This is a genomic window from Haliea atlantica (assembly GCF_054779855.1).
In genome coordinates, this window is sequence record NZ_BAAGXL010000003.1 from 317,548 (window position 1) to 335,266 (window position 17,719).

Genomic DNA, 17,719 nt, shown 5'->3' on the forward strand with positions numbered 1-17,719 from the left:
CGCCCGGGCGATCACCGCCGCCAGCGCGAAGCCCGCTGTTCATCTGCCTTTCTCGCCTCGACCCAGCGGGCTGCCCCCGGGCCGTGCTCCTTCTTCCAGAAGGGCGCCTCGGTCTTCAGGTAATCCATCAGGCACTCGCAGGCGGCAAAGGCGTCGGCGCGGTGAGCGGCACTCACCCCGACCCAGACAATACATTCCCCGGCAGCCACGAAGCCGACCCGGTGCACCACCGCCGCCGCCGCCAGGGTCCAGCGCTCGCGCACCCTGTCGATCAAGGCCGCGAGGCTGGCCTCGGTCATGCCCGGATAGTGCTCGAGCTCCAGGCCAGCGACCTCGCGACCGCCGTCCAACCCGCGCACCCTGCCGATAAAGGTGACCGCGGCACCCGCCTCGGGACTGGCCGCAGCCAGTGCCTGCTCCAGGGCCGCGGGGTCCAGGGCCGGCGTCTGTACACGACTCCAGAAACGCCCAGTCATCCCTCAGCCCCCGGTCACCGGCGGGAAAAAAGCCACCTCGTCGCCATCTTCCAGGGGGGCCTGCAGATCGGCCACCTGCTGGTTGCGCGCGCAGCGCAGATCCGGCTTATCCAGGGCTTCCGCCCAAAGCGGACCCCGCGCCATCAATGCCGCATGCAAGTCGGCGATGCAGGCCCATTCGGGCTGCCAATCCAGGGTCAGCGCCGCACAGTCGAGGCGCTCGCGCAGGCTGGCAAAAAAGCGCACGGCCAGCATCAGTCCGCGCCGCCCCCGTCGCGAACCCAGTGCCCGGACGCGCCGCCACGCTTCTCGGCCAGCCCGAGATCGCGGATACGCATGCCGCGGTCGACGGCCTTGCACATGTCGTAAATCGTGAGTGCGGCGACAGAAGCCGCGGTCAACGCCTCCATCTCCACACCGGTGCGGGCGTTTACCCGGCACAGGGCGCGGATACCGACACAATGTGCCGCTTCGTCCAGATGAAAATCGATATCCACCTTGCTCAGGGGCAGCGGGTGGCACAAGGGGATCAGGTCGGCGCAGCGTTTCGCCGCCTGGATGCCGGCAATACGCGCCACTGTCAGCACGTCGCCCTTGGCGTGTCCGCCGCGCTGCAGCAGCGCGAAGGTTTCTGCCTGCATCTCGACCACCGCCTCGGCGAGAGCCTCGCGGGTGGTCACTGGCTTGTCGCCCACGTCCACCATGCGCGCCGTGCCGGTGGCATCGAGGTGGGTCAATTCGGCCATGCCTGTCCTCGGTATCCTGATTGCGCAAGCCGCGAGTGTATCCAATCACCCCCGGGAATGCACCGTCGGGCTTTGTCCCGGGTCGCGATTCCCTTACAGTAGTCTGATAAATAACGATAAGGATAGCAGCGTGCCTCAGTCCCGGGATGCCTCCACCGGCTACAGGCGATTCGTGCTGGTCATGCTCACGATCGTCTACGCCTTCAACTTCATTGACCGCCAGATCCTGGTCATACTCCAGGAGCCTATCAAGGCCGACATGGGGCTCAGCGATGCCCAGCTGGGCCTGCTCAGCGGCTTCAGTTTTGCCCTGATCTACGTTACCGCCGGCATTCCCATTGCCTGGTGGGCCGACCGCAGCAACCGGCGCAACATCGTCTCCCTGGCTCTCGCGGTGTGGAGCGGGATGACCGCCCTCTCCGGCTTTGCCCAGAACTACACGCAGTTGCTGCTGGCCCGCATCGGGGTCGGGCTCGGCGAAGCCGGTGGCAGCCCACCAGCGCACTCCATGATCAGCGACTACTTCCCGCCCGAGCAGCGTGGTCGCGCACTGTCGTTCTATTCCACCGGGATCTACATCGGCATCCTGCTGGGCTTCATGTTCGGCGGGGTCATCGCCGATACCTTTGGCTGGCGCACGGCCTTCCTGGTGGTGGGGATACCCGGCGTCCTGTTCGCGCTTGTCCTGCGTTTCACGGTGAGGGAGCCCCCCCGGGGACGCTGGGACGGCGGCGGTGACAGCCAGCGACAACCCAGCCTGCGCGAGACGCTGAGGGTACTGCGCAACCGCCCCTCCTTCTGGTACATCTGCTTCGCCTGCGCGCTGACTTCCTTTGTCAGTTACGGCGTCGGCAACTTCTTTCCATCATTTCTGATTCGCAGCCACGGCCTGGGCATCGGCGAAGTGGGAGTCATTCTGGCCCTGGTATCGGGTGTCACCGGCGCGCTGGGCACCTGGTTCGGAGGCTACCTGGGGGACCGCCTGGGCGCCCGGGACCCACGCTGGTACCTGTGGGTGCCGCTGGTGGGTGGCGCGACCGCCTTTTTTCCCTATTTCTACGTGCTGCTGGGCAGCAACACCGCGCTGGTTCTGAGCGTCCTGGTGGTGACCAACCTCCTCACCACCCTGTATCTCGGGCCCTGCATCGCCATCTCCCACGCCCTGGTACCTCCGGCCATGCGCGCCCTGACCTCGGCCATCCTGTTTTTCGTGCTGAATATCATCGGCCTGGGCCTGGGCCCCTTCCTCACCGGCCTCGCCAGCGACTTGCTGGCCCCCCGTTTCGGCACCGAAAGTCTGCGCTACGCCATGGTGATCAGCGCCATGACTGGCCTGGTGGCACTGGGCCTGCTTTGGCTGGCAGCGCGGCAGCTGCCCGCCGACCTCGAACGGCGCCGGGAAGAGGGCCTGGCGGTGGCGTGAGTCAGGCCACCCCGTCCTCGGACACCGCCGGCGATTCCGGTGGCCCCGCGGGCTCGGCGTAGAACTCCAGCATGAAGATCTGCCAGAAGGCCACGAACAGGGCCGCTATCAGCGGCCCGATAACGAAGCCATTCATGCCGAACAGGGCAAAGCCCCCCAGGGTTGAAAGCAGCACCACGAAATCCGGCAGTTTGGTATCCCGTCCGACCAGTATCGGGCGCAGGACATTGTCCACCAGGCCAATCACCCCGGCGCCAAAGGCCACCAGCACCGCCCCTTCCTGCCATTCGCCGACGGCGAACAGGTAGACGGCAACCGGGGCCCAGATCAGGCTGGCCCCCACTACCGGAATCAGCGAGAGCAGGGTCATCACGGCCCCCCAGAGCAATGCCCCGGGAATATCCAGCACCCAGAAGATCAGGCCACCGAGGCTGCCCTGAACCACGGCCACCATCAGGTTGCCCTTGACCGTGGCGCGAGTCACCTCGGCAAACTTGCCCAGCAGCTGCCGCTCCCGCTGGTCGCCAATCGGCAGTGCGCGCACCAGCAGATCGACCAGGTAGTGGCCGTCGCGCAACGCGAAAAAAGCCAGGTACAACATGATCGCCAGCTGAACGAAGAACTGCAGCGTGTTCTGTCCGACCTGCCAGGCATTCTGCGCAAGCTGACGGCTGCCGCTCAGGGCAATGCCCGAGAGCTGCTCCAGGAGGGCATCCAGGCGCACATCGAAGCGATCCAGCAGGTTTTGCACGACGGGAAAGGCCCCGCGAATCTGCTCGAGATAGCGGGCCGGGTCGATCTCCCCACTCTGGAGTTTCTGGTACAGCGCCGCGCCCTCCTGAACGAACGACGTAAACAGAAATACCGCGGGCAGCACACCGATGGTCATGCCCACGAGCAGCGTCACCAGGGTTGCCGCGCTGGGGCTGGTGATGCGCCGCTGCAGCCGCTGCTGCAGCGGCGAAAACAGAATGGCAAACACACAGGCCCAGAAAATGGCGCTGAAAAAGGGCTCCAACAGGGCCATGAAGAGCAGGCTGACGGCAAGCAGGAGTGCGAGAAAAGAGCGCCGCTCCAGCGCCGCATGCTCCGCCTCGTCCGCGGAATTGCCCGGGCCCGGTAAATTCATTCCAAGTACTCCATTAAACTTGACGCTTTCTGGACAGACCCCCACACTCCGCGAACGGAAGCACCCCAGACAGGTAGACAGGCAATGCCATACCCGGACGCACTTTGGCATGAAAACTGAGCGCATGACAACACAGATGCCAGAACCGAGTCAGCCGTGAACACCGGCCGTATTGTCATACTCGACGACGAGCCCGATGTGGCGCAGACCGTGGCGCTGGTAGTCGGCTCGGTTGGGCTGGAACCGGTGATCACACCCACAGCCAGCGCGTTTTTCGAGGAAATCGACCGGCGCATGCCCGAATTCATCGCCCTGGACATGGTGATGCCGGACATGGATGGGGTCGAGGTCATGCGCCGGCTGGCTGAGCGCGAGTGCTCGGCTCAAATTATCGTGATCAGCGGGCTGGGCGGACGTGTCCTCGGGGCGGCCGAGCGCTCGGCCCTGGAACACGGCCTGAATATCATCGGCGCGGTGCCGAAACCCTTCTCCAGCCTCGAGCTGCGCAAGCTGATCATCGGCGCGCGTCCAAATGCACCGGCAGCCAGTGCGCCGTTCCCCACCAGTGAGCCCATGGTCTCCGAGAGACAGCTGATGCTGGCCCTGGAGAGCGACCAGTTCCGACTGGCCTATCAGCCCAAAGTACACTGCGGCCACGGCCGACTGGCCGGCTTCGAGGCGCTGCTGCGCTGGCACCACCCGGAGCACGGGGTCATCATGCCCGACCGCTTCATTCCCCGTGCCGAGCGCCTGGGCTTGATGGACCTGATTACCCGGGAAGTGCTGCAACAGGGGCTGGCGTGGTTCAGCAACCACTTCAAGGCCTGCCGCCCCTGCTACGGAGCTGGCGAGGGAGAAGCGGCAGACGCCTCGCGCCCCACCCTGTCCTTCAACCTGTCGGCGAAGAACCTGCATGACATCGATTTCGCCGACACGCTCCAGGATCTCTGCCGGCACCATGCAATCGACTGTGACCAGGTGATTCTCGAACTCACGGAAACCAGCGCCATGGACGATCCGGTCACGTCACTCGACCTGATGACACGCTTGCGCATGAAAGGTTTCCAGCTCTCCCTGGATGACTTCGGCACCGGCTACTCCTCCATGGCGCAGCTGGTGCGTCTCCCCTTCTCCGAGATCAAGGTGGACAAGACCTTCGTCATGAGCGCCAACCGCTCGCGGGAATCGCGCACCGCCATCCATTCGATTGTCGAGCTCGGCCACAACCTGGATATGCGCGCGACCGCCGAAGGGGTGGAGGAACTGGCCACACTGGAATTTCTGCGCGAGGTCGGCTGCGACCTGGCCCAGGGCTACTACATCGCCCGCCCCATGTACGGCGACGACGCCCTGGCCTGGTGCCGCGCCCACGCCGGCAGTAGCGACCCGACAGACAACGACGCCAGCTAATCCGCGCCCCGCGGCCGCTCCCGAGGGCCCTGGTCATCCAGCACCTTGCGCACTTTCAGCGCCAGTTGCTGACGCCGGTAGGGCTTGGAGAGCAGTTGGACCCCCTGGTCCAGACGCCCCTGGTGAACAATGGCGTTTTCCGTATAGCCCGAGGTATACAGCACTTTCAGCCCGGGGTAGCGCCGGGTCGCCTCCTCCGCCAGCTGCCGACCGCTCATGCCACCTGGCATCACTACGTCGGTAAACAACAAATCCACTGTCGGGCTCCGCGCCAGCGCCTGCAGGGCGCCCTCCCCGGAAGCCGCCTCACTGACGCGGTAACCCAGGCCCTGCAGCAGTGACACGACATGCTCACGCACCAGCGCATCGTCCTCCACCACCAACACGTGCTCGCTACCGCCCATCACCGACAGCTCGGGTGCCGTCGCACTGGCCGCCTCGTCGCGGGCCGAGGCACGCGGGAAATACAAACGAACCGTGCTGCCCTCACCAAGCTCCGTGTAGATCTTGGCGAAGCCCCCCGACTGCTTGACGAAGCCGTAGACCATGCTCAGACCCAGGCCACTGCCCTTGCCTGCCGGCTTGGTGGTGAAAAAGGGCTCGAAAGCATGCGCGACAACATCGGCTGTCATCCCGCTGCCGGTATCCGACACCGAAACCATGACATATTGACCGGGTATGGCGCCGGGATTGGTCGCCGCGTAGTCATCATCGAGCCGGCTGTTGGCGGTTTCGATGGTCAGACGGCCACCGTCGGGCATGGCATCGCGGGCATTGATGGCCAGGTTAAGTACCGCGGACTCGAGCTGACCGGGATCCACCTCGGCGGGCCACAAGCCGCCTGCACGAATCCACTCGATCTCGATATCTTCGGTAACCGTACGTCGCAGCAGGCCCTCCATGCCCCCCACCAGGCGGTTAACATCGACCTGGCGCGGCGCCAGTGGCTGCCGGCGGGCAAAGGCCAGCAAATGGCTGGTAAGCTCCGCGGCGCGTCCGCCGGCCTTCACCGTCATATCCGCGAGGGCTTTCAGCGGCGGCCGGTCCTCCAGCTGCTCGCTGAGCAACTCGGTATTGCCGAGAATTACGGTCAGCAGGTTGTTGAAGTCATGCGCCACCCCGCCGGTCAACTGGCCAATGGCCTCCAGACGCTGGGACTGGTTGACCCGCTCCATGAGGTTGCGACGTTCGGTGACGTCGACCATGGAGCCCAGCATGCGCACCGCGCGGCCGCTCTCGTCGCGTACGAGGAAGGCGCGGTCGATCACCGTCAGCGCGCGCCCGTCCGCGTGCAGGAAGCGGTACTCCTCCTCCCAGTGATCGCCCTTGCTCGCGATCACCGCGTGCAGACTGCCGGTCACCCGCTCCACATCGTCGGGGTGGACGCAGCGAGCCCAGGCCGCCTCACCCCCGCTCAGCGCCTTGACCGGATAACCGGAAAAGGACTCGACGGCGTCATTCCACCAGATCCGGTCGGCGCGCAGATCCCAGTCCCAGATCACATCGTTGGTGGCCCGGGCGAGCAGGCGGAAACGCTCCTCATTGTGGCTGGCGGCAGCCTCGAGAGTCTTGCGCCGGTCGATATTGCGCACCGAGACCGCCAGCCCTTCCGGGGTTGGATTTGCCGTGACCTCGAACCAGCTGGACGGCGCGGGGAAAAACACTTCCCGGGTAGCCTGACTGTCCCCGGCCAGCGCCTCCGCGTAGAGCTCCTGCAGGCCGAGCGCCGCAGCCTCGGGAAACACATCCCAGATCACCCGCCCCAAAAGCTCGTCGCGGGAGTGCTGCAACAGTTCCTCGGCCAGTGGGTTCAGGTAGATAAAACACTGCTGCCGGTCCAGCAGGAAGAAGGCATCGCGCATGCCCTCCAGGGTGTGATACAGGGTATTCGACAGGCGCTGGGTCTCCTCGCGGGCCTGCATCAGATCGGAGACATCCTGAAAGGCGCCGTGAACTGCGAGCCCCGGCTCCCCGCTGCCTCCGTCGCGCTCGCCAATGGCGCGCACATGCCGCTTCACCCCGCTGCGGGCATGCAGCCTGACCACCAGATCATAGGGCTCCCCCCGCTCGACACAGCGCCTGAAGGCCTGCTGGATCGCTGCGCGGTCCCCCGGCGAATAGAAGGACAGGGCGTACTCCAGGGACACCACGCGATCCCCCGAGTGCTCGTGAATCTGCGCCGTCTCCTCGGACCACACCACGGTACCGGCATCAATCTCGGCACGCCAGTAACCCAGCTTCGCCACCCGGCCGGCAAATCGGGCCAGGTGTGCTGCGGCTCGCTCCTCGTCACGCATGCTGACGCTCCCTCCTCAGTAGCCCGCGCGGGTATCGACCTCGCCCTGCAGTGACTGACCGGCCAGGAAACGTTCGAGATTGCGCAGGAAGGGTGCCATCAGGCGCTGATGCGCCATGGGGTCACTCCAGGAAATATGGGGACTCAGGTGCACTCGCGGGTGAGCGTACAGCCAGTGCCCCTCGGGCAGGGGCTCGGGGTCGACCACATCCAGGTAGGCGCGGGCGACAATGCCCGCTTCCAGGGCCCAGTGCAGCGCCTCCTGGTCCACCAGGCTACCGCGCGCAATATTCACCACACGCAGACCGGGGCGCGCGATGGAGAGGCGCTCCCGATTCAGCCAGTGGTGAGTTTCCGGCGTTGCCGGCGCCGCCAGCACCAGGTAGTCGCAGTCGGCGAGCAGTGCCCGTTCGTCCGCCACACCCTCGATACCCTGGGGAAGATCGCGGGGTGAGCGCACCAGGGCACTGACACGCATGCCAAAGGCCGCGGCGCGCTCGGCCACGGCCTCGCCGATGGTGCCCAGCCCCAGCAGCCCCAGATGCCTGCCGTGCAGGACCTCCAGGGAAGCGAAATACCACCGCTCGGGCGGCTCCTTCACCCAGCTCGCCGGTAGCTGCTTGGCATCCGCGAGCAGCATGGCCATGACCCACTCCGAAATCGGAATTGCCGCGGCTCCCCGGGAGCAGGTCAGCTGCCGCCCCTGTACCTGCGCCAGCGGAAAGCCATCGACACCGGTGCCGTAGACGTGCACCCAGCGAACCCCCCGCTCCGGCGCCAGCAGCGCTTCGCGGTGACGCCCCGCAAAGGCCGTGGTCAGCAGGACATCCCCGGTGACGGATGCGGGCAGCTGCTCCAGCTGGCCGAGGCGCACCAGCTCCACTTGCCCGCCCAGGGGCGCGAGGTCTTCCTCAAGTTGGGGAATTTCGAGATCAGTCAGCAAGCGCAGGGGCATGGCGTATCCTTTCACCAGGGGTCGCGACGGAAGGCCGCGACTCGCAATCACGTTGGGAAGGATGATGCCGCTGCGGGCCGTAAAACGCAAAAGGGCCCCTTGCGGGACCCTTCTGCTTGGATATGGCGGTGAGGGAGAGATTCGAACTCTCGAACGGTTTCCCGTTACACACTTTCCAGGCGTGCGCCTTCGACCACTCGGCCACCTCACCGTGAGGGCGCGCATCATACCACAACGCGCCTTGTTTACCAGCCCCAAGAGGCCGTTTGTCACTTACTGCCGCGCCAGACGCCACCAGGGCGGTGCAGCGCCCCCGCTGCTGCGGAAGGGATTGATGTCGAGGCCGCCGCGGCGGGTGTAGAAGGCCTGCAGGTGCAGGAACTCGGGAGCGATGACGGCGTGAATGTCGCGGAAGATCTGCTCCACACACTGTTCGTGAAAGCCGCGGTGTTGACGGTAGGACAGCAGGTAAGTCAGCAAGGCACCGTGATCCAGTGCACGACCGCGGTAGTGCAGCCACAAGGTCGCCCAATCGGGCTGACCGGTTACCGGGCACAGGGAGCGCAGGCCATGGCTGAACAGCGACTCCTCAACGACATCATCACCCGCCACCAGCAGGCCCGCATCCGGCTCGCAGCGCGGCCAGCGTCCATCACTGTCATCAATACAGGTGCCTGTCGGCTGGCTCGCCGCCATGGCCGGGTCATCCGGCGCGAAGGCAACCACCGCCACGGGTGCGCCCACAACCGCGCTGACATCGCGCGTGATGCAGGCCAGCGCGGCGGCGTCATCGTCGAAGACCACGTTGTTGAGCGAATTCAAGTACAGCTTGAGGGACTTTGACTCCACCAGATTGGGCGAACTGGCGGGAATGGTGAAGCGCCCGATACGGCTCTGGGGCCGCTCCGCAGCATCCAGCCAGGACAGCTCCCAGGCGTGCCAGACGTCCACGCCCTCGAAGGGCAGCGGCTCGCCCAGGCCCAGGGCATCGCGGCCCTCGCGCCGGGGAATCGGATAGAGCAGCTCCGGAGCGTAATGGTCGACAACCGGCGTCTGCCGCCCGAGCAGGAGGTCACCCTGTTCCATCACCACCCCCTACTGCCGCAGCCGCTTGCCGGTGTTCAGCAGATGCATGCTGTAGAACCAGGCGATGGCGGTAAACAGCCCGATCATGCCAAAGGCAATCCAGATGCTCACGTCCGAGATTCCCAACACGCCGTAGCGGAAGGCATTCACCACGTAGACCAGGGGATTGAGCTTGGACACCGCGGCCCAGAAGGGCGGCAGCAGATCCATCGAGTAGAACACCCCGCCGAGGTAGATCAGCGGCGTCAGCACAAAGGTCGGAATGATGGAAATGTCGTCAAAATTGTTGGCGTAAACCGCGTTGATGAAGCCCGCCAGCGCGAACAGCAGCGACGTCATGGTGACGATGGCCACCACCACCAGCAGGTTGTGGATCTGCAGGTGGGTGAAAAACAGAGACACCAGGGTCACCACAATGGCCACCAACAGGCCCCGGCTGACACCGCCTATCACATAGCCCAGCAGGATCACGTAGTTGGGCGTGGGCGAAACCAGCAGCTCCTCCACGCTGTGGTTGAACTTGGAGCCGAAAAAGGAGGACACCACATTGCTGTAGGAGTTGGTGACGATGGCCATCATGATCAGGCCGGGCACCACGAACTGCATGTAGGTGAAGCCGTCCATTTCACCGATGCGCGAGCCGATCAGCGAGCCGAAGATGACGAAGTACAGCGACATGGTGATCGCCGATGGCAGCAGAGTCTGGGTCCAGATGCGCAGGTAGCGCTTGACCTCCTTGCGCAGGATGGTCATGAATGCAACGTATTGCTCCTGCAGCGTCATGCAGCCCCCTCTACCAGGTTCACGAACATTTCCTCCAGCCGGTTGGCGCGGTTGCGCATGCTGCTGATGCGGATACCCCGGTCATCGAGCAGATCGAAGACCTGGTTGATCGTCTGACCCTTTTCCACCTCGACCTCAAGTGTGTGCTCGTCCATGCGTCGTACCGTAAAGGCCTCCAGGCTCACCACCTCGGGCAGGCTTTCCACGCAGTCCAGGATAAACACCTCCCGGTGCAGCCGGCGCACCAGCTCCTTGATCGAGCTGTGCTCGACGATCTCGCCGTGGTTGATGATCGCAATATTGCGGCACAGGGCCTCGGCTTCCTCCAGGTAATGCGTGGTGAGGATGATGGTGGTGCCCTCGGCATTGAGCTTCTTGAGGAAATCCCACATGCTGCGACGCATCTCGATATCCACGCCCGCAGTGGGTTCGTCGAGGATCAGCAGGCGCGGCTCGTGCACCAGCGCACGGGCAATCATCAGGCGCCGCTTCATCCCGCCCGAGAGCATGCGCGACGCAACGTCACGCTTGTCCCACAGGCCCAGCTCGCGCAGATACTTTTCGGCGCGCTCCGCCGCCACGGGCAGGGGCAGACCGTAGTAGCCCGCCTGGTTGACGACAATGTCGAAGACCTTCTCGAACATGTTGAAATTGAATTCCTGGGGCACGATACCGATATTCTTCTTGGCCCCCGGAAAGTCCTGGTCGATATCCGTCCCGTAGACCGCAACCCGGCCACCGGTCTTGCTGACCAGGGAGCAAATGATACCGATGGTGGTCGACTTGCCTGCGCCGTTTGGCCCAAGCAGCGCAAAGAAATCCCCCTGCTGCACTTCCAGGCTGATGCCCTTGAGGGCCTCGAAGCCATTGCCATAGGACTTGCGCAGGTTTTCGATGGTCAGTGCTGGTATCATGACTCCCGACTTTTTCCGCAATCAATGAAGCAGGCCATTGTACTCGCAATCGGCCCGGTACACGACACGATGGATGACGCCCGCTACCTTCAACACTGCCGCCAACTTTGGCACGACTTCGCCACTACCCTGGAATTGCGCACCCGCAGTCTGGAGGAAGACGAGCCCCTGCGCCAACTGGCACAGGGCTTTTGCGCCGTGGATCGCGGCGAGGCCGATATCTACGAAGACGGCCCCGGCCTGATCATGCGCCTGTTCACCCATCACACCGAGTTCGCACCCACCCTGCCCCGCACACTGCTATGGTTTCTCGGCAGCGACTGCCTGCAGATGCTGACGGACGAGGAAATTGAAGGGTTCGAGACCTTGGAGGCCCGGCGCGAGGCCGCCGCGGCGCGCGGCGAAACTCTGGACTGGGACGCTGCTGCCAGGGACGTCCTGCCCCTCGCCTGACACAAAGCCGGGAAAATTATTGCCCAGGGTATTGACGCCCCCCCGGCCGCTGCCTAAAATGCGCGCCTCTTGTTTGAGACCGCTGCGTCCCCTTCGTCTAGTGGCCTAGGACATCGCCCTTTCACGGCGAGGACAGGGGTTCGAACCCCCTAGGGGACGCCACTCAAATAAGAGCGTTTGTTGCGGGAATAGCTCAGTTGGTAGAGCGCAACCTTGCCAAGGTTGAGGTCGCCGGTTCGAACCCGGTTTCCCGCTCCAATCTTTAACTCCCCACTTTACTCCCTACCCGAACCGTTCCAGGCATTGCCTCCTACCCGAATGTTGCCCTGCGACTGAAGGTTGCCGGTTCGAAGTGGATCGCCACCCCGGCCGTTTCCCGCTCCAGTCTTTTCACTTCCCCTAGAGATCCGCGACGACGGCCACCTGGTCTCGGCCACTGGCCTTGGCATGGTAGAGCGCCCGGTCAGCCAGCCGCTGCAGGGTTTCAGCGTCATCACCATCCTGGGGGTAGGCGGCAACGCCGAAGGACGCGGTGATGCTCGGCAGCCTGGCGCCCTGGTAATCGACCGCCAGGGACACCAGGCTCTGGCGGAGTGTCTCGGCGCGTTTGACCGCATTTTCCAGGCTGGCCTCCGGCATCACCAGCATGAACTCCTCACCACCGTAACGGCAGGCGATATCCTGCCCCCGCACATGGGCCCGGAGGTTATTGCCGAACTCCTTGAGCAGCAGGTCGCCCGCCTGGTGCCCGTGATGATCGTTGAACTGCTTGAAGTGATCGATATCCAGCATGATCAGGCTGAGCCGCGTATTGCCGCGGCGCGCGCGATGGAGTTCGCGGTCCAGGGTTTCCTCAAGGTATCTGCGGTTGAACAGACCCGTCAGAGGGTCCCGGATATTCTGCTGTCTCAGGGATTCCCGCAGCGAGATACCGGCGAGCGCTGCGCCGATGTGGGTGCCGGTGAATTCGGCGAGAGGTTTGATCTTCTCCAGCGTCTCCAGGGTAGAGCTCTCAATGTGAATCATGCCGACAATGTCCCCCTGTGCCGTCAGCGGCACACAGAGGGTGGAATGATCGTCGAGGGTCAGGTGGTGGCAACGCAGATCACTGTCGCCGCTTCGCTGATAGGTCCTGCCAAGGCGCAGCGCCCAGCAATCCGATGGCGCCATGGACACCGCCATGGCGCTACCGGGCTCCCCCCAAGTGGCCACCAGCTCCAGATGGTTGCGCGATGAGCGCATCAGGTACAGGCCACCCGCAGACGCGGGAAACAACCTCGTCAGGTAGTGACTGAGGATAGCTGCTGCGTCTTCACGACTCTCCGAGGATTGCAGGCTGCTGCTGAGCTCATTAATGACCCGGATGTCCCGACCGGTGCTGTCGAGCTCGTCGAGCAGACGCTGATTGCGTCGCATCGCGGCGAGGGTAAAGACAATCGCGATGATGAACAGCACAATGCTTACACCGGATGCCAGCGGGACCATCACCAGCAGTTGCTGCAAATGTCGCTCGGTAATCATGCTGCGCGCTGTTATCTGGTCTTGTTCAAAACCGAGGAGCGCGGATGCCGAATTGCGGATTTGATCCATAAGGCGCTTGCCAGTGCCGAGCGCAATTTGGTCGATTGCGGCATCACTCCCCTGCGCCTCGACGGTGAGTATCAACTCGTCCATCATCGCCAGGCGCTGGCGAACCAGCCCGACGAAATCCCGCGCCAGCGATGTCTCGCTGTGGGCCTTCGCAACACTTTCCAGCTCTGCAATGCCCCGGGCGAGGTGGTCTCGCTGCACCTGGTGCTCTACCAGAAAAATTCCGCTGCCCGTCGCGGCATAGGCCCGCTGGCTCGATTCCGCCTCGAACAGGGTTGTCACCACGCTATCCAGCAAGAGCAGATGCTCGACGCTCTGTTCCGACAGGCGATTGTTGGCCTGCTCCTGACGCGTGATCACCAGGGTCACGGCTGTCAGGCTGCCGAGAATCAGCAGGGCGACAATAAAAAAAACGATCAGTTTGTGCTTGAGTGTCTTCATCAACGATTGGGGAACTGCAAGGCCGGGCGAATGGAGGATGCACGAAAATGGCATTGGGTGTGGCTGAAGCCGGCGTCTATTGACGGATATGTCCGTCGATCAGCCACTTAACAGGCAACTTTGCCACTCCTTTCAAGGGTAGCCACACGGGTTCAAGGAAGCAAATACGGGAACGCCGGGTCGTGCGGCTCGCTCAGCCGAGAGTCACCTGACAGCCCAGCGCCTCGGCAAATTCGCGCTGGTGCTCCGTCGCCACCTGCACGCGACTGCCCGCCAGTTCCCGGCGCTCGCGGTAGTGGCGACGCAGGGCGTCAAAACCGGCGGGCACCTGCGCTGGCTCCGAGGCGCTCACCAGGGCACGCAGGGCGCTGTCGTCCTCCCGCGGGTCGTAGCGACTGCCGAGCAGCACCCGCCACAGGCCGGCACCCGCCAGGTGGCCGGGCAACGCGATGGTCTCGGGTGAAGGAAGCGCACCCGCCATGGCACCGGCGCGACCGAGAAACTCGGCCAGTGCATCGGCGAGCAGGCGTGTGGCTGCCCACTTCGCATCCAGGCTGTAACCGGCAATGTGTGGCGTGCCCAGCGCCAGGCGTTCGAGCAGTGCCGCATCCACCCGGGGTTCCGCCTCCCACACGTCGAGCACGGCACGGGGGGCATCAGCGGCGCGCAGACGCGCGGCCAGCGCGCGGTTGTCGACCACCGCACCGCGCGAGGCATTGATCAGCAACTGTTGCGGAGTCAGGGCCGCAAGACAGGCAGCATCCAGCAGGTGGTAGCTGGGCCAGGGGGCCTGGCGGGTGAGCTCACAATGCAGACTGATCACATCGCAGGCCAGCACCTCCGCGAGACTGCCGGGCGTCGGCAGCCTGTCCTCCGCCAGCCAGGGGTCGTACTGGCAGTTGGCGATGCCCAGCGCATCCAGGCGCGCCGCGAGCGTGCGCCCCACGTGGCCACACCCGACAATACCCACGCGGCCGCCATTCAACAGGCGCTCGGCAAAGTCATCCACCGCGCCGACAACCGCCAACACGTATTCAACCACGGCGTTGGCATTGGCACCCGGGGCCGCGGCGAAACCGATGCCCATGGCCCGCAAGCCGTCGCGGTCGACGTGATCCAGGCCCGCCGTGCCGCTACCCACAAAGCGCACCGGCGTACCCTCGAGGAGGTCGCGATCGACGCGGGTCACCGACCGGACCAGCAGCACATCGGCCTCGAGCAGGTGTTCCCGCTGCAGCGTCCGACCCTCTACCCGCCGCACCTCGCCCCAGGGTGAAAACACCGTCTCCACACCGGGGAGGTTACTGTCGGCCACAATGCGCAGTGCCGTCATCCGGGCTGCCCCGTCCGCAACTCGAGCAGACTGAATGACTCCGCCAGGGGATCCCTGCACTGCCAGTGTCGCGCCAGGGCGCTCGCGAAAACCGCCGCGCGTGGCGGCAGACCACGCTTTCGATAGTCATTGGCCTGCACCACCACGGCCCGCTCGAAGCGCGAGTGATCCGCTGCCTCGGGCCCCTCCCCCATCAGGTTGTCGATACTGACCCGGAAGCGGAAACCGCAAGCCCGCGACAGGCACCACTCGAGCGCCTGGGGCCTGACCTCCACCCGCTCGAAGGCAGCCTGTTGTGCCGGGCTGCGCCCGTCGGGGTGATACCAGTAGCCAAAGTCCGGCAGGCGCCGACGCTCGGGGCCGGCAATACACCAGTGGGAAACCTCATGGAGCGCACTCGCGAAATAATCCTCGCGGTACCAGATCACGGCATGGCCCTGGTCCGGGGAAGCGGGCACATACAGCGGTTCGTCGACACCGCCGCGCAGGCGCGTCGCCTCACTCCCGGCAAAGCAGCGATCAAAGATCGCCTCCAGTGCAGCGGCACAATGGGGTACTGGCTGGGCTGCCGTCACCCGGCCCCCTTGCGCAGCAGGTAAACAAACACCCCGTCAGCGACCTCCTCGACCAGCAGTTCGTGCCCGAGAAAGCGACAGAAACGCGGAATGTCGCGTTGCGTGGTGGGGTCGGTGGCAATGACCCGCAGGGTCTCCCCCGTCTGCAGCTCGGCGACCTTGTTGTGCAACAGCATCACCGGCTCCGGGCAGAACAGACCCGAGGTGTCCAGGGTGTGTTCCGCTTCAACTGTCACCGGGTGCATCCTGTGTCTGCAGCAGTCGGTGGGCCTCCTCCCGCGGGCACAGGTCCCAGGTTTCGCTGTCCTGGTCGAAGAGCAGGCAGAGCTCACCACGGGTCAGCTGACTGCGCAGATCGGCCACTTTCTCCGCCAGGCTGCGCTCCCGCTCGCCGTAGTCTGTGCCATCGCGGCTGGCGAACTCCTCAAGCAAACCCTCCAGGGCTTCTTCGCTGAGCGCCAGCGGGGGAATGTCCAGAAATGCCGCCAAGCGCTTACTCCGGCTTGCGGAAGCGCAGGGTCATGCGATCGCTCTCGCCGATGGCCATGAAGCCTTCGCGACCCTCGTCCCCACCGACCAGTGAGGGTGGCAGTGACCACACCCCCTGGGGATGATCGCGGGTATCGCGCGGATTGGCATTGATCTCGCTGCGACCGTCCAGGGTGAAGCCGGCGGCCTCGGCGGCGGCGATCACGTGGGCCTCGGTCACATAGCCGGTGCTGGCCATCTGCTCCTCGCTGCGACCGGCCTCGGCGCGATGCTGGACAATACCCAGCACACCACCGGGCTTGAGCGCGGCATGGGCGGCCTGGAACACGGCGTCGAGGCTGTCACTGCGCATCCAGCTGTGGACATTGCGGAAGGCCACCACCAGGTCCGCCGAACCGGCCGGTGCGACGGTGGTCTCCGCGGGGGGCTGCAACTGCGTGACCACGACCGGGCCGTAGAGCTCGTGGTTCGCCGCCAGCTTCTGCAAATAGCCGCCCAGGGATTTGCGGAAATAGGCGCCCGGTGCGTTGAGGCCGAAGTGCGCGGCATAGAGGGTGCCATTATCCACCAGCAGCGGCGCCAGGACTTCGGTATACCAGCCGCCACCCGGGGACAGCTCCACCACCGTCATGCCCTCACGCAAACCGAAAAACTCCAGTGTTTCCCGCGGGTGCCGGGCGTCATCGCGGGCGCGATTGGCTTCGCTGCGATGCTCACCGGCCAGTGCCGCATCCCAGTCCAGCTGCGCGTGCGCGGGCAGCACCGCGAGGGCGAGCAACAATCCGAGCAGTGTTTTCATGGCAAACTCCTTATCCCTGAAGGCGTGGCGGTTTACTATACGGGCTCAAACTCACAAAGTGGAGCCTGCAGCGTGGAATCAGCTTTTATCGTGACCTTTATCGGGGACGACCGCCCGGGGCTGGTCGAGGCCGTCTCCAGCGCCATTGAGCGCAGTGGTGGCAACTGGCTGGAGAGCCGGCTGTCCCAGCTCGGCGGCAAGTTCGCTGGCCTGGTGCTGGTCAACCTGCCGGAAAGCGCGGGCCCCGGACTGGAGGAGACCCTGCGCGGCCTTGCCGACAGCGGTCTGAGTGTGCGCGTCACGCCGGCGGCCAGCGAGGTCGCACCCCGCGGCGAGCGGCGGGTTACCCTGACCGTCGTGGGCCCCGACCGTCCGGGTATTGTCCGGGAAATCAGCCGCGCCCTGGCGGCCGAGCAACTGAACGTGGTGGAAATGGAAAGCGAAGTCAGCAGCGCGCCGATGAGCGGAGAGCAGCTGTTTCACGCCTGTATCGAGGCGGAACTGCCGGCGGGCGCCACCCTCGAGGCCCTGCAGGGCGCGCTGGACAGCGTCGCCGACGCCATGACCCTGGACATCGACCTCAGCCCCGCGGGCTAGGCTGTCAGCGCGGGCTGCGCCAGTGCCGCCAGGCCACCCAGAGCGCCGCTGGCAGCGCGGCGGCCAGCACCAGGAGGCCGACCAGCAACAGCGCTACCTGGAACATTTCCCAGACCCGCTCCGCGGGCACCTCGAAGCGATCCACCGCCGCCCAGACCAGCACCCCCATGGCGGCCGTACCCAGCACCGCCGTGCGCAAGTAACCGCGGCGAAACAGGCGCATA

20 protein-coding genes and 3 tRNA genes are annotated in these 17,719 nt (G+C 64.8%); 6 read left to right on the top strand and 17 right to left on the bottom strand.

The annotated features are described in order from the left end of the window. Window positions 1-11: 11 nt before the first annotated feature. Genes ACYVGS_RS01505 through moaC form a run of 3 tightly spaced genes read right to left on the bottom strand, consistent with a single transcriptional unit; the run spans window position 12 to window position 1,222 of the window. Window positions 12-476, bottom strand: coding sequence for a molybdenum cofactor biosynthesis protein MoaE (locus ACYVGS_RS01505; protein ID WP_460586862.1), 465 nt, complete (start codon window positions 474-476; stop codon window positions 12-14). Window positions 477-479: 3 nt separating this feature from the next. Then, on the bottom strand, window positions 480-731 hold the full coding sequence (locus tag ACYVGS_RS01510) for a MoaD/ThiS family protein (protein ID WP_460586863.1): 252 nt from the start codon (window positions 729-731) through the stop codon (window positions 480-482). Further along, window positions 731-1,222, bottom strand: coding sequence for a cyclic pyranopterin monophosphate synthase (moaC, locus tag ACYVGS_RS01515; RefSeq protein WP_460586864.1), 492 nt, complete (start codon window positions 1,220-1,222; stop codon window positions 731-733). Before moaC ends, ACYVGS_RS01510 begins: the two co-directional genes overlap by 1 nt. A gap of 130 nt (window positions 1,223-1,352) precedes the next feature. Between moaC and ACYVGS_RS01520 the strand changes: the two genes are divergently transcribed. After that, entirely contained in the window at window positions 1,353-2,645 is a 1,293-nt protein-coding gene (locus tag ACYVGS_RS01520; RefSeq protein ID WP_460586865.1) for a spinster family MFS transporter, read from the top strand. Window position 2,646: 1 nt separating this feature from the next. On the opposite strand, the gene ACYVGS_RS01525 is transcribed toward ACYVGS_RS01520, so the two are convergent. Then, the gene (locus tag ACYVGS_RS01525) at window positions 2,647-3,774 is read right to left on the bottom strand and encodes an AI-2E family transporter (protein ID WP_460586866.1); all 1,128 of its coding nucleotides are present in this window, start codon (window positions 3,772-3,774) and stop codon (window positions 2,647-2,649) included. A 156-nt stretch (window positions 3,775-3,930) separates the two neighbouring features. On the opposite strand from ACYVGS_RS01525, the gene ACYVGS_RS01530 reads away from it, so the two are divergent. Beyond that, the gene (locus ACYVGS_RS01530; RefSeq protein ID WP_460586867.1) at window positions 3,931-5,184 is read left to right on the top strand and encodes an EAL domain-containing response regulator; all 1,254 of its coding nucleotides are present in this window, start codon (window positions 3,931-3,933) and stop codon (window positions 5,182-5,184) included. On the opposite strand, the gene ACYVGS_RS01535 is transcribed toward ACYVGS_RS01530, so the two are convergent. The 6 genes from ACYVGS_RS01535 to ACYVGS_RS01560 form a co-directional block, all read right to left on the bottom strand. Beyond that, window positions 5,181-7,481 (bottom strand): hybrid sensor histidine kinase/response regulator, encoded by a 2,301-nt coding sequence (locus ACYVGS_RS01535; protein WP_460586868.1) that lies wholly within the window; start codon window positions 7,479-7,481, stop codon window positions 5,181-5,183. The genes ACYVGS_RS01530 and ACYVGS_RS01535 overlap by 4 nt on opposite strands. A 15-nt stretch (window positions 7,482-7,496) precedes the next feature. After that, window positions 7,497-8,435: an NAD(P)-dependent oxidoreductase gene (locus ACYVGS_RS01540; RefSeq protein WP_460586869.1), complete on the bottom strand. Its 939-nt coding sequence runs from the start codon at window positions 8,433-8,435 to the stop codon at window positions 7,497-7,499. A gap of 123 nt (window positions 8,436-8,558) precedes the next feature. Beyond that, window positions 8,559-8,646: transfer RNA gene (locus ACYVGS_RS01545), tRNA-Ser, on the bottom strand. A gap of 62 nt (window positions 8,647-8,708) precedes the next feature. Beyond that, the gene (gene queF / locus ACYVGS_RS01550) at window positions 8,709-9,521 is read right to left on the bottom strand and encodes an NADPH-dependent 7-cyano-7-deazaguanine reductase QueF (RefSeq protein ID WP_460586870.1); all 813 of its coding nucleotides are present in this window, start codon (window positions 9,519-9,521) and stop codon (window positions 8,709-8,711) included. Between the two features lie 9 nt (window positions 9,522-9,530). Next, complete coding sequence (locus ACYVGS_RS01555; protein WP_460586871.1) at window positions 9,531-10,304, bottom strand: ABC transporter permease; 774 nt, start codon at window positions 10,302-10,304, stop codon at window positions 9,531-9,533. Further along, complete coding sequence (locus tag ACYVGS_RS01560) at window positions 10,301-11,218, bottom strand: ABC transporter ATP-binding protein (RefSeq protein WP_460586872.1); 918 nt, start codon at window positions 11,216-11,218, stop codon at window positions 10,301-10,303. The genes ACYVGS_RS01555 and ACYVGS_RS01560 overlap by 4 nt, the downstream gene beginning before the upstream one ends. A gap of 24 nt (window positions 11,219-11,242) precedes the next feature. Here ACYVGS_RS01560 and ACYVGS_RS01565 point away from each other — a divergent pair, with 24 nt between their 5' ends. From ACYVGS_RS01565 to ACYVGS_RS01575, 3 genes are all read left to right on the top strand, one after another. Beyond that, entirely contained in the window at window positions 11,243-11,671 is a 429-nt protein-coding gene (locus tag ACYVGS_RS01565) for a PA2817 family protein (protein WP_460586873.1), read from the top strand. 86 nt (window positions 11,672-11,757) lie between these two features. Further along, window positions 11,758-11,833 (top strand) — tRNA-Glu (locus ACYVGS_RS01570). A gap of 20 nt (window positions 11,834-11,853) precedes the next feature. After that, a tRNA-Gly gene (locus tag ACYVGS_RS01575) sits at window positions 11,854-11,929 on the top strand. 141 nt (window positions 11,930-12,070) lie between these two features. Here ACYVGS_RS01575 and ACYVGS_RS01580 read toward each other — a convergent pair. The 6 genes from ACYVGS_RS01580 to ACYVGS_RS01605 all read right to left on the bottom strand — a co-directional run bounded on the left by ACYVGS_RS01580 (window position 12,071) and on the right by ACYVGS_RS01605 (window position 16,898). Next, window positions 12,071-13,702, bottom strand: coding sequence for a diguanylate cyclase (locus tag ACYVGS_RS01580; RefSeq protein ID WP_460586874.1), 1,632 nt, complete (start codon window positions 13,700-13,702; stop codon window positions 12,071-12,073). Window positions 13,703-13,895: 193 nt separating this feature from the next. Beyond that, window positions 13,896-15,035 (bottom strand): 4-phosphoerythronate dehydrogenase, encoded by a 1,140-nt coding sequence (locus ACYVGS_RS01585; RefSeq protein ID WP_460586875.1) that lies wholly within the window; start codon window positions 15,033-15,035, stop codon window positions 13,896-13,898. Further along, complete coding sequence (locus ACYVGS_RS01590; RefSeq protein WP_460586876.1) at window positions 15,032-15,610, bottom strand: elongation factor P hydroxylase; 579 nt, start codon at window positions 15,608-15,610, stop codon at window positions 15,032-15,034. The genes ACYVGS_RS01585 and ACYVGS_RS01590 overlap by 4 nt, the downstream gene beginning before the upstream one ends. Next, a complete protein-coding gene (gene tusA / locus ACYVGS_RS01595) occupies window positions 15,607-15,846 on the bottom strand; it encodes a sulfurtransferase TusA family protein (protein WP_460586877.1) in 240 nt (79 codons plus the stop codon). Before tusA ends, ACYVGS_RS01590 begins: the two co-directional genes overlap by 4 nt. Then, on the bottom strand, window positions 15,836-16,099 hold the full coding sequence (locus ACYVGS_RS01600) for a YheU family protein (RefSeq protein ID WP_460586878.1): 264 nt from the start codon (window positions 16,097-16,099) through the stop codon (window positions 15,836-15,838). The genes tusA and ACYVGS_RS01600 overlap by 11 nt, the downstream gene beginning before the upstream one ends. 4 nt (window positions 16,100-16,103) lie before the next feature. Continuing rightward, the gene (locus tag ACYVGS_RS01605) at window positions 16,104-16,898 is read right to left on the bottom strand and encodes a class I SAM-dependent methyltransferase (protein ID WP_460586879.1); all 795 of its coding nucleotides are present in this window, start codon (window positions 16,896-16,898) and stop codon (window positions 16,104-16,106) included. A gap of 72 nt (window positions 16,899-16,970) precedes the next feature. Between ACYVGS_RS01605 and ACYVGS_RS01610 the strand changes: the two genes are divergently transcribed. Next, a complete protein-coding gene (locus ACYVGS_RS01610; protein WP_460586880.1) occupies window positions 16,971-17,495 on the top strand; it encodes a glycine cleavage system transcriptional repressor in 525 nt (174 codons plus the stop codon). Window positions 17,496-17,499: 4 nt separating this feature from the next. On the opposite strand, the gene ACYVGS_RS01615 is transcribed toward ACYVGS_RS01610, so the two are convergent. Beyond that, window positions 17,500-17,718, bottom strand: a complete 219-nt coding sequence (locus ACYVGS_RS01615) for a hypothetical protein (protein WP_460586881.1) — start codon at window positions 17,716-17,718, stop codon at window positions 17,500-17,502. Window position 17,719: the final 1 nt, after the last annotated feature.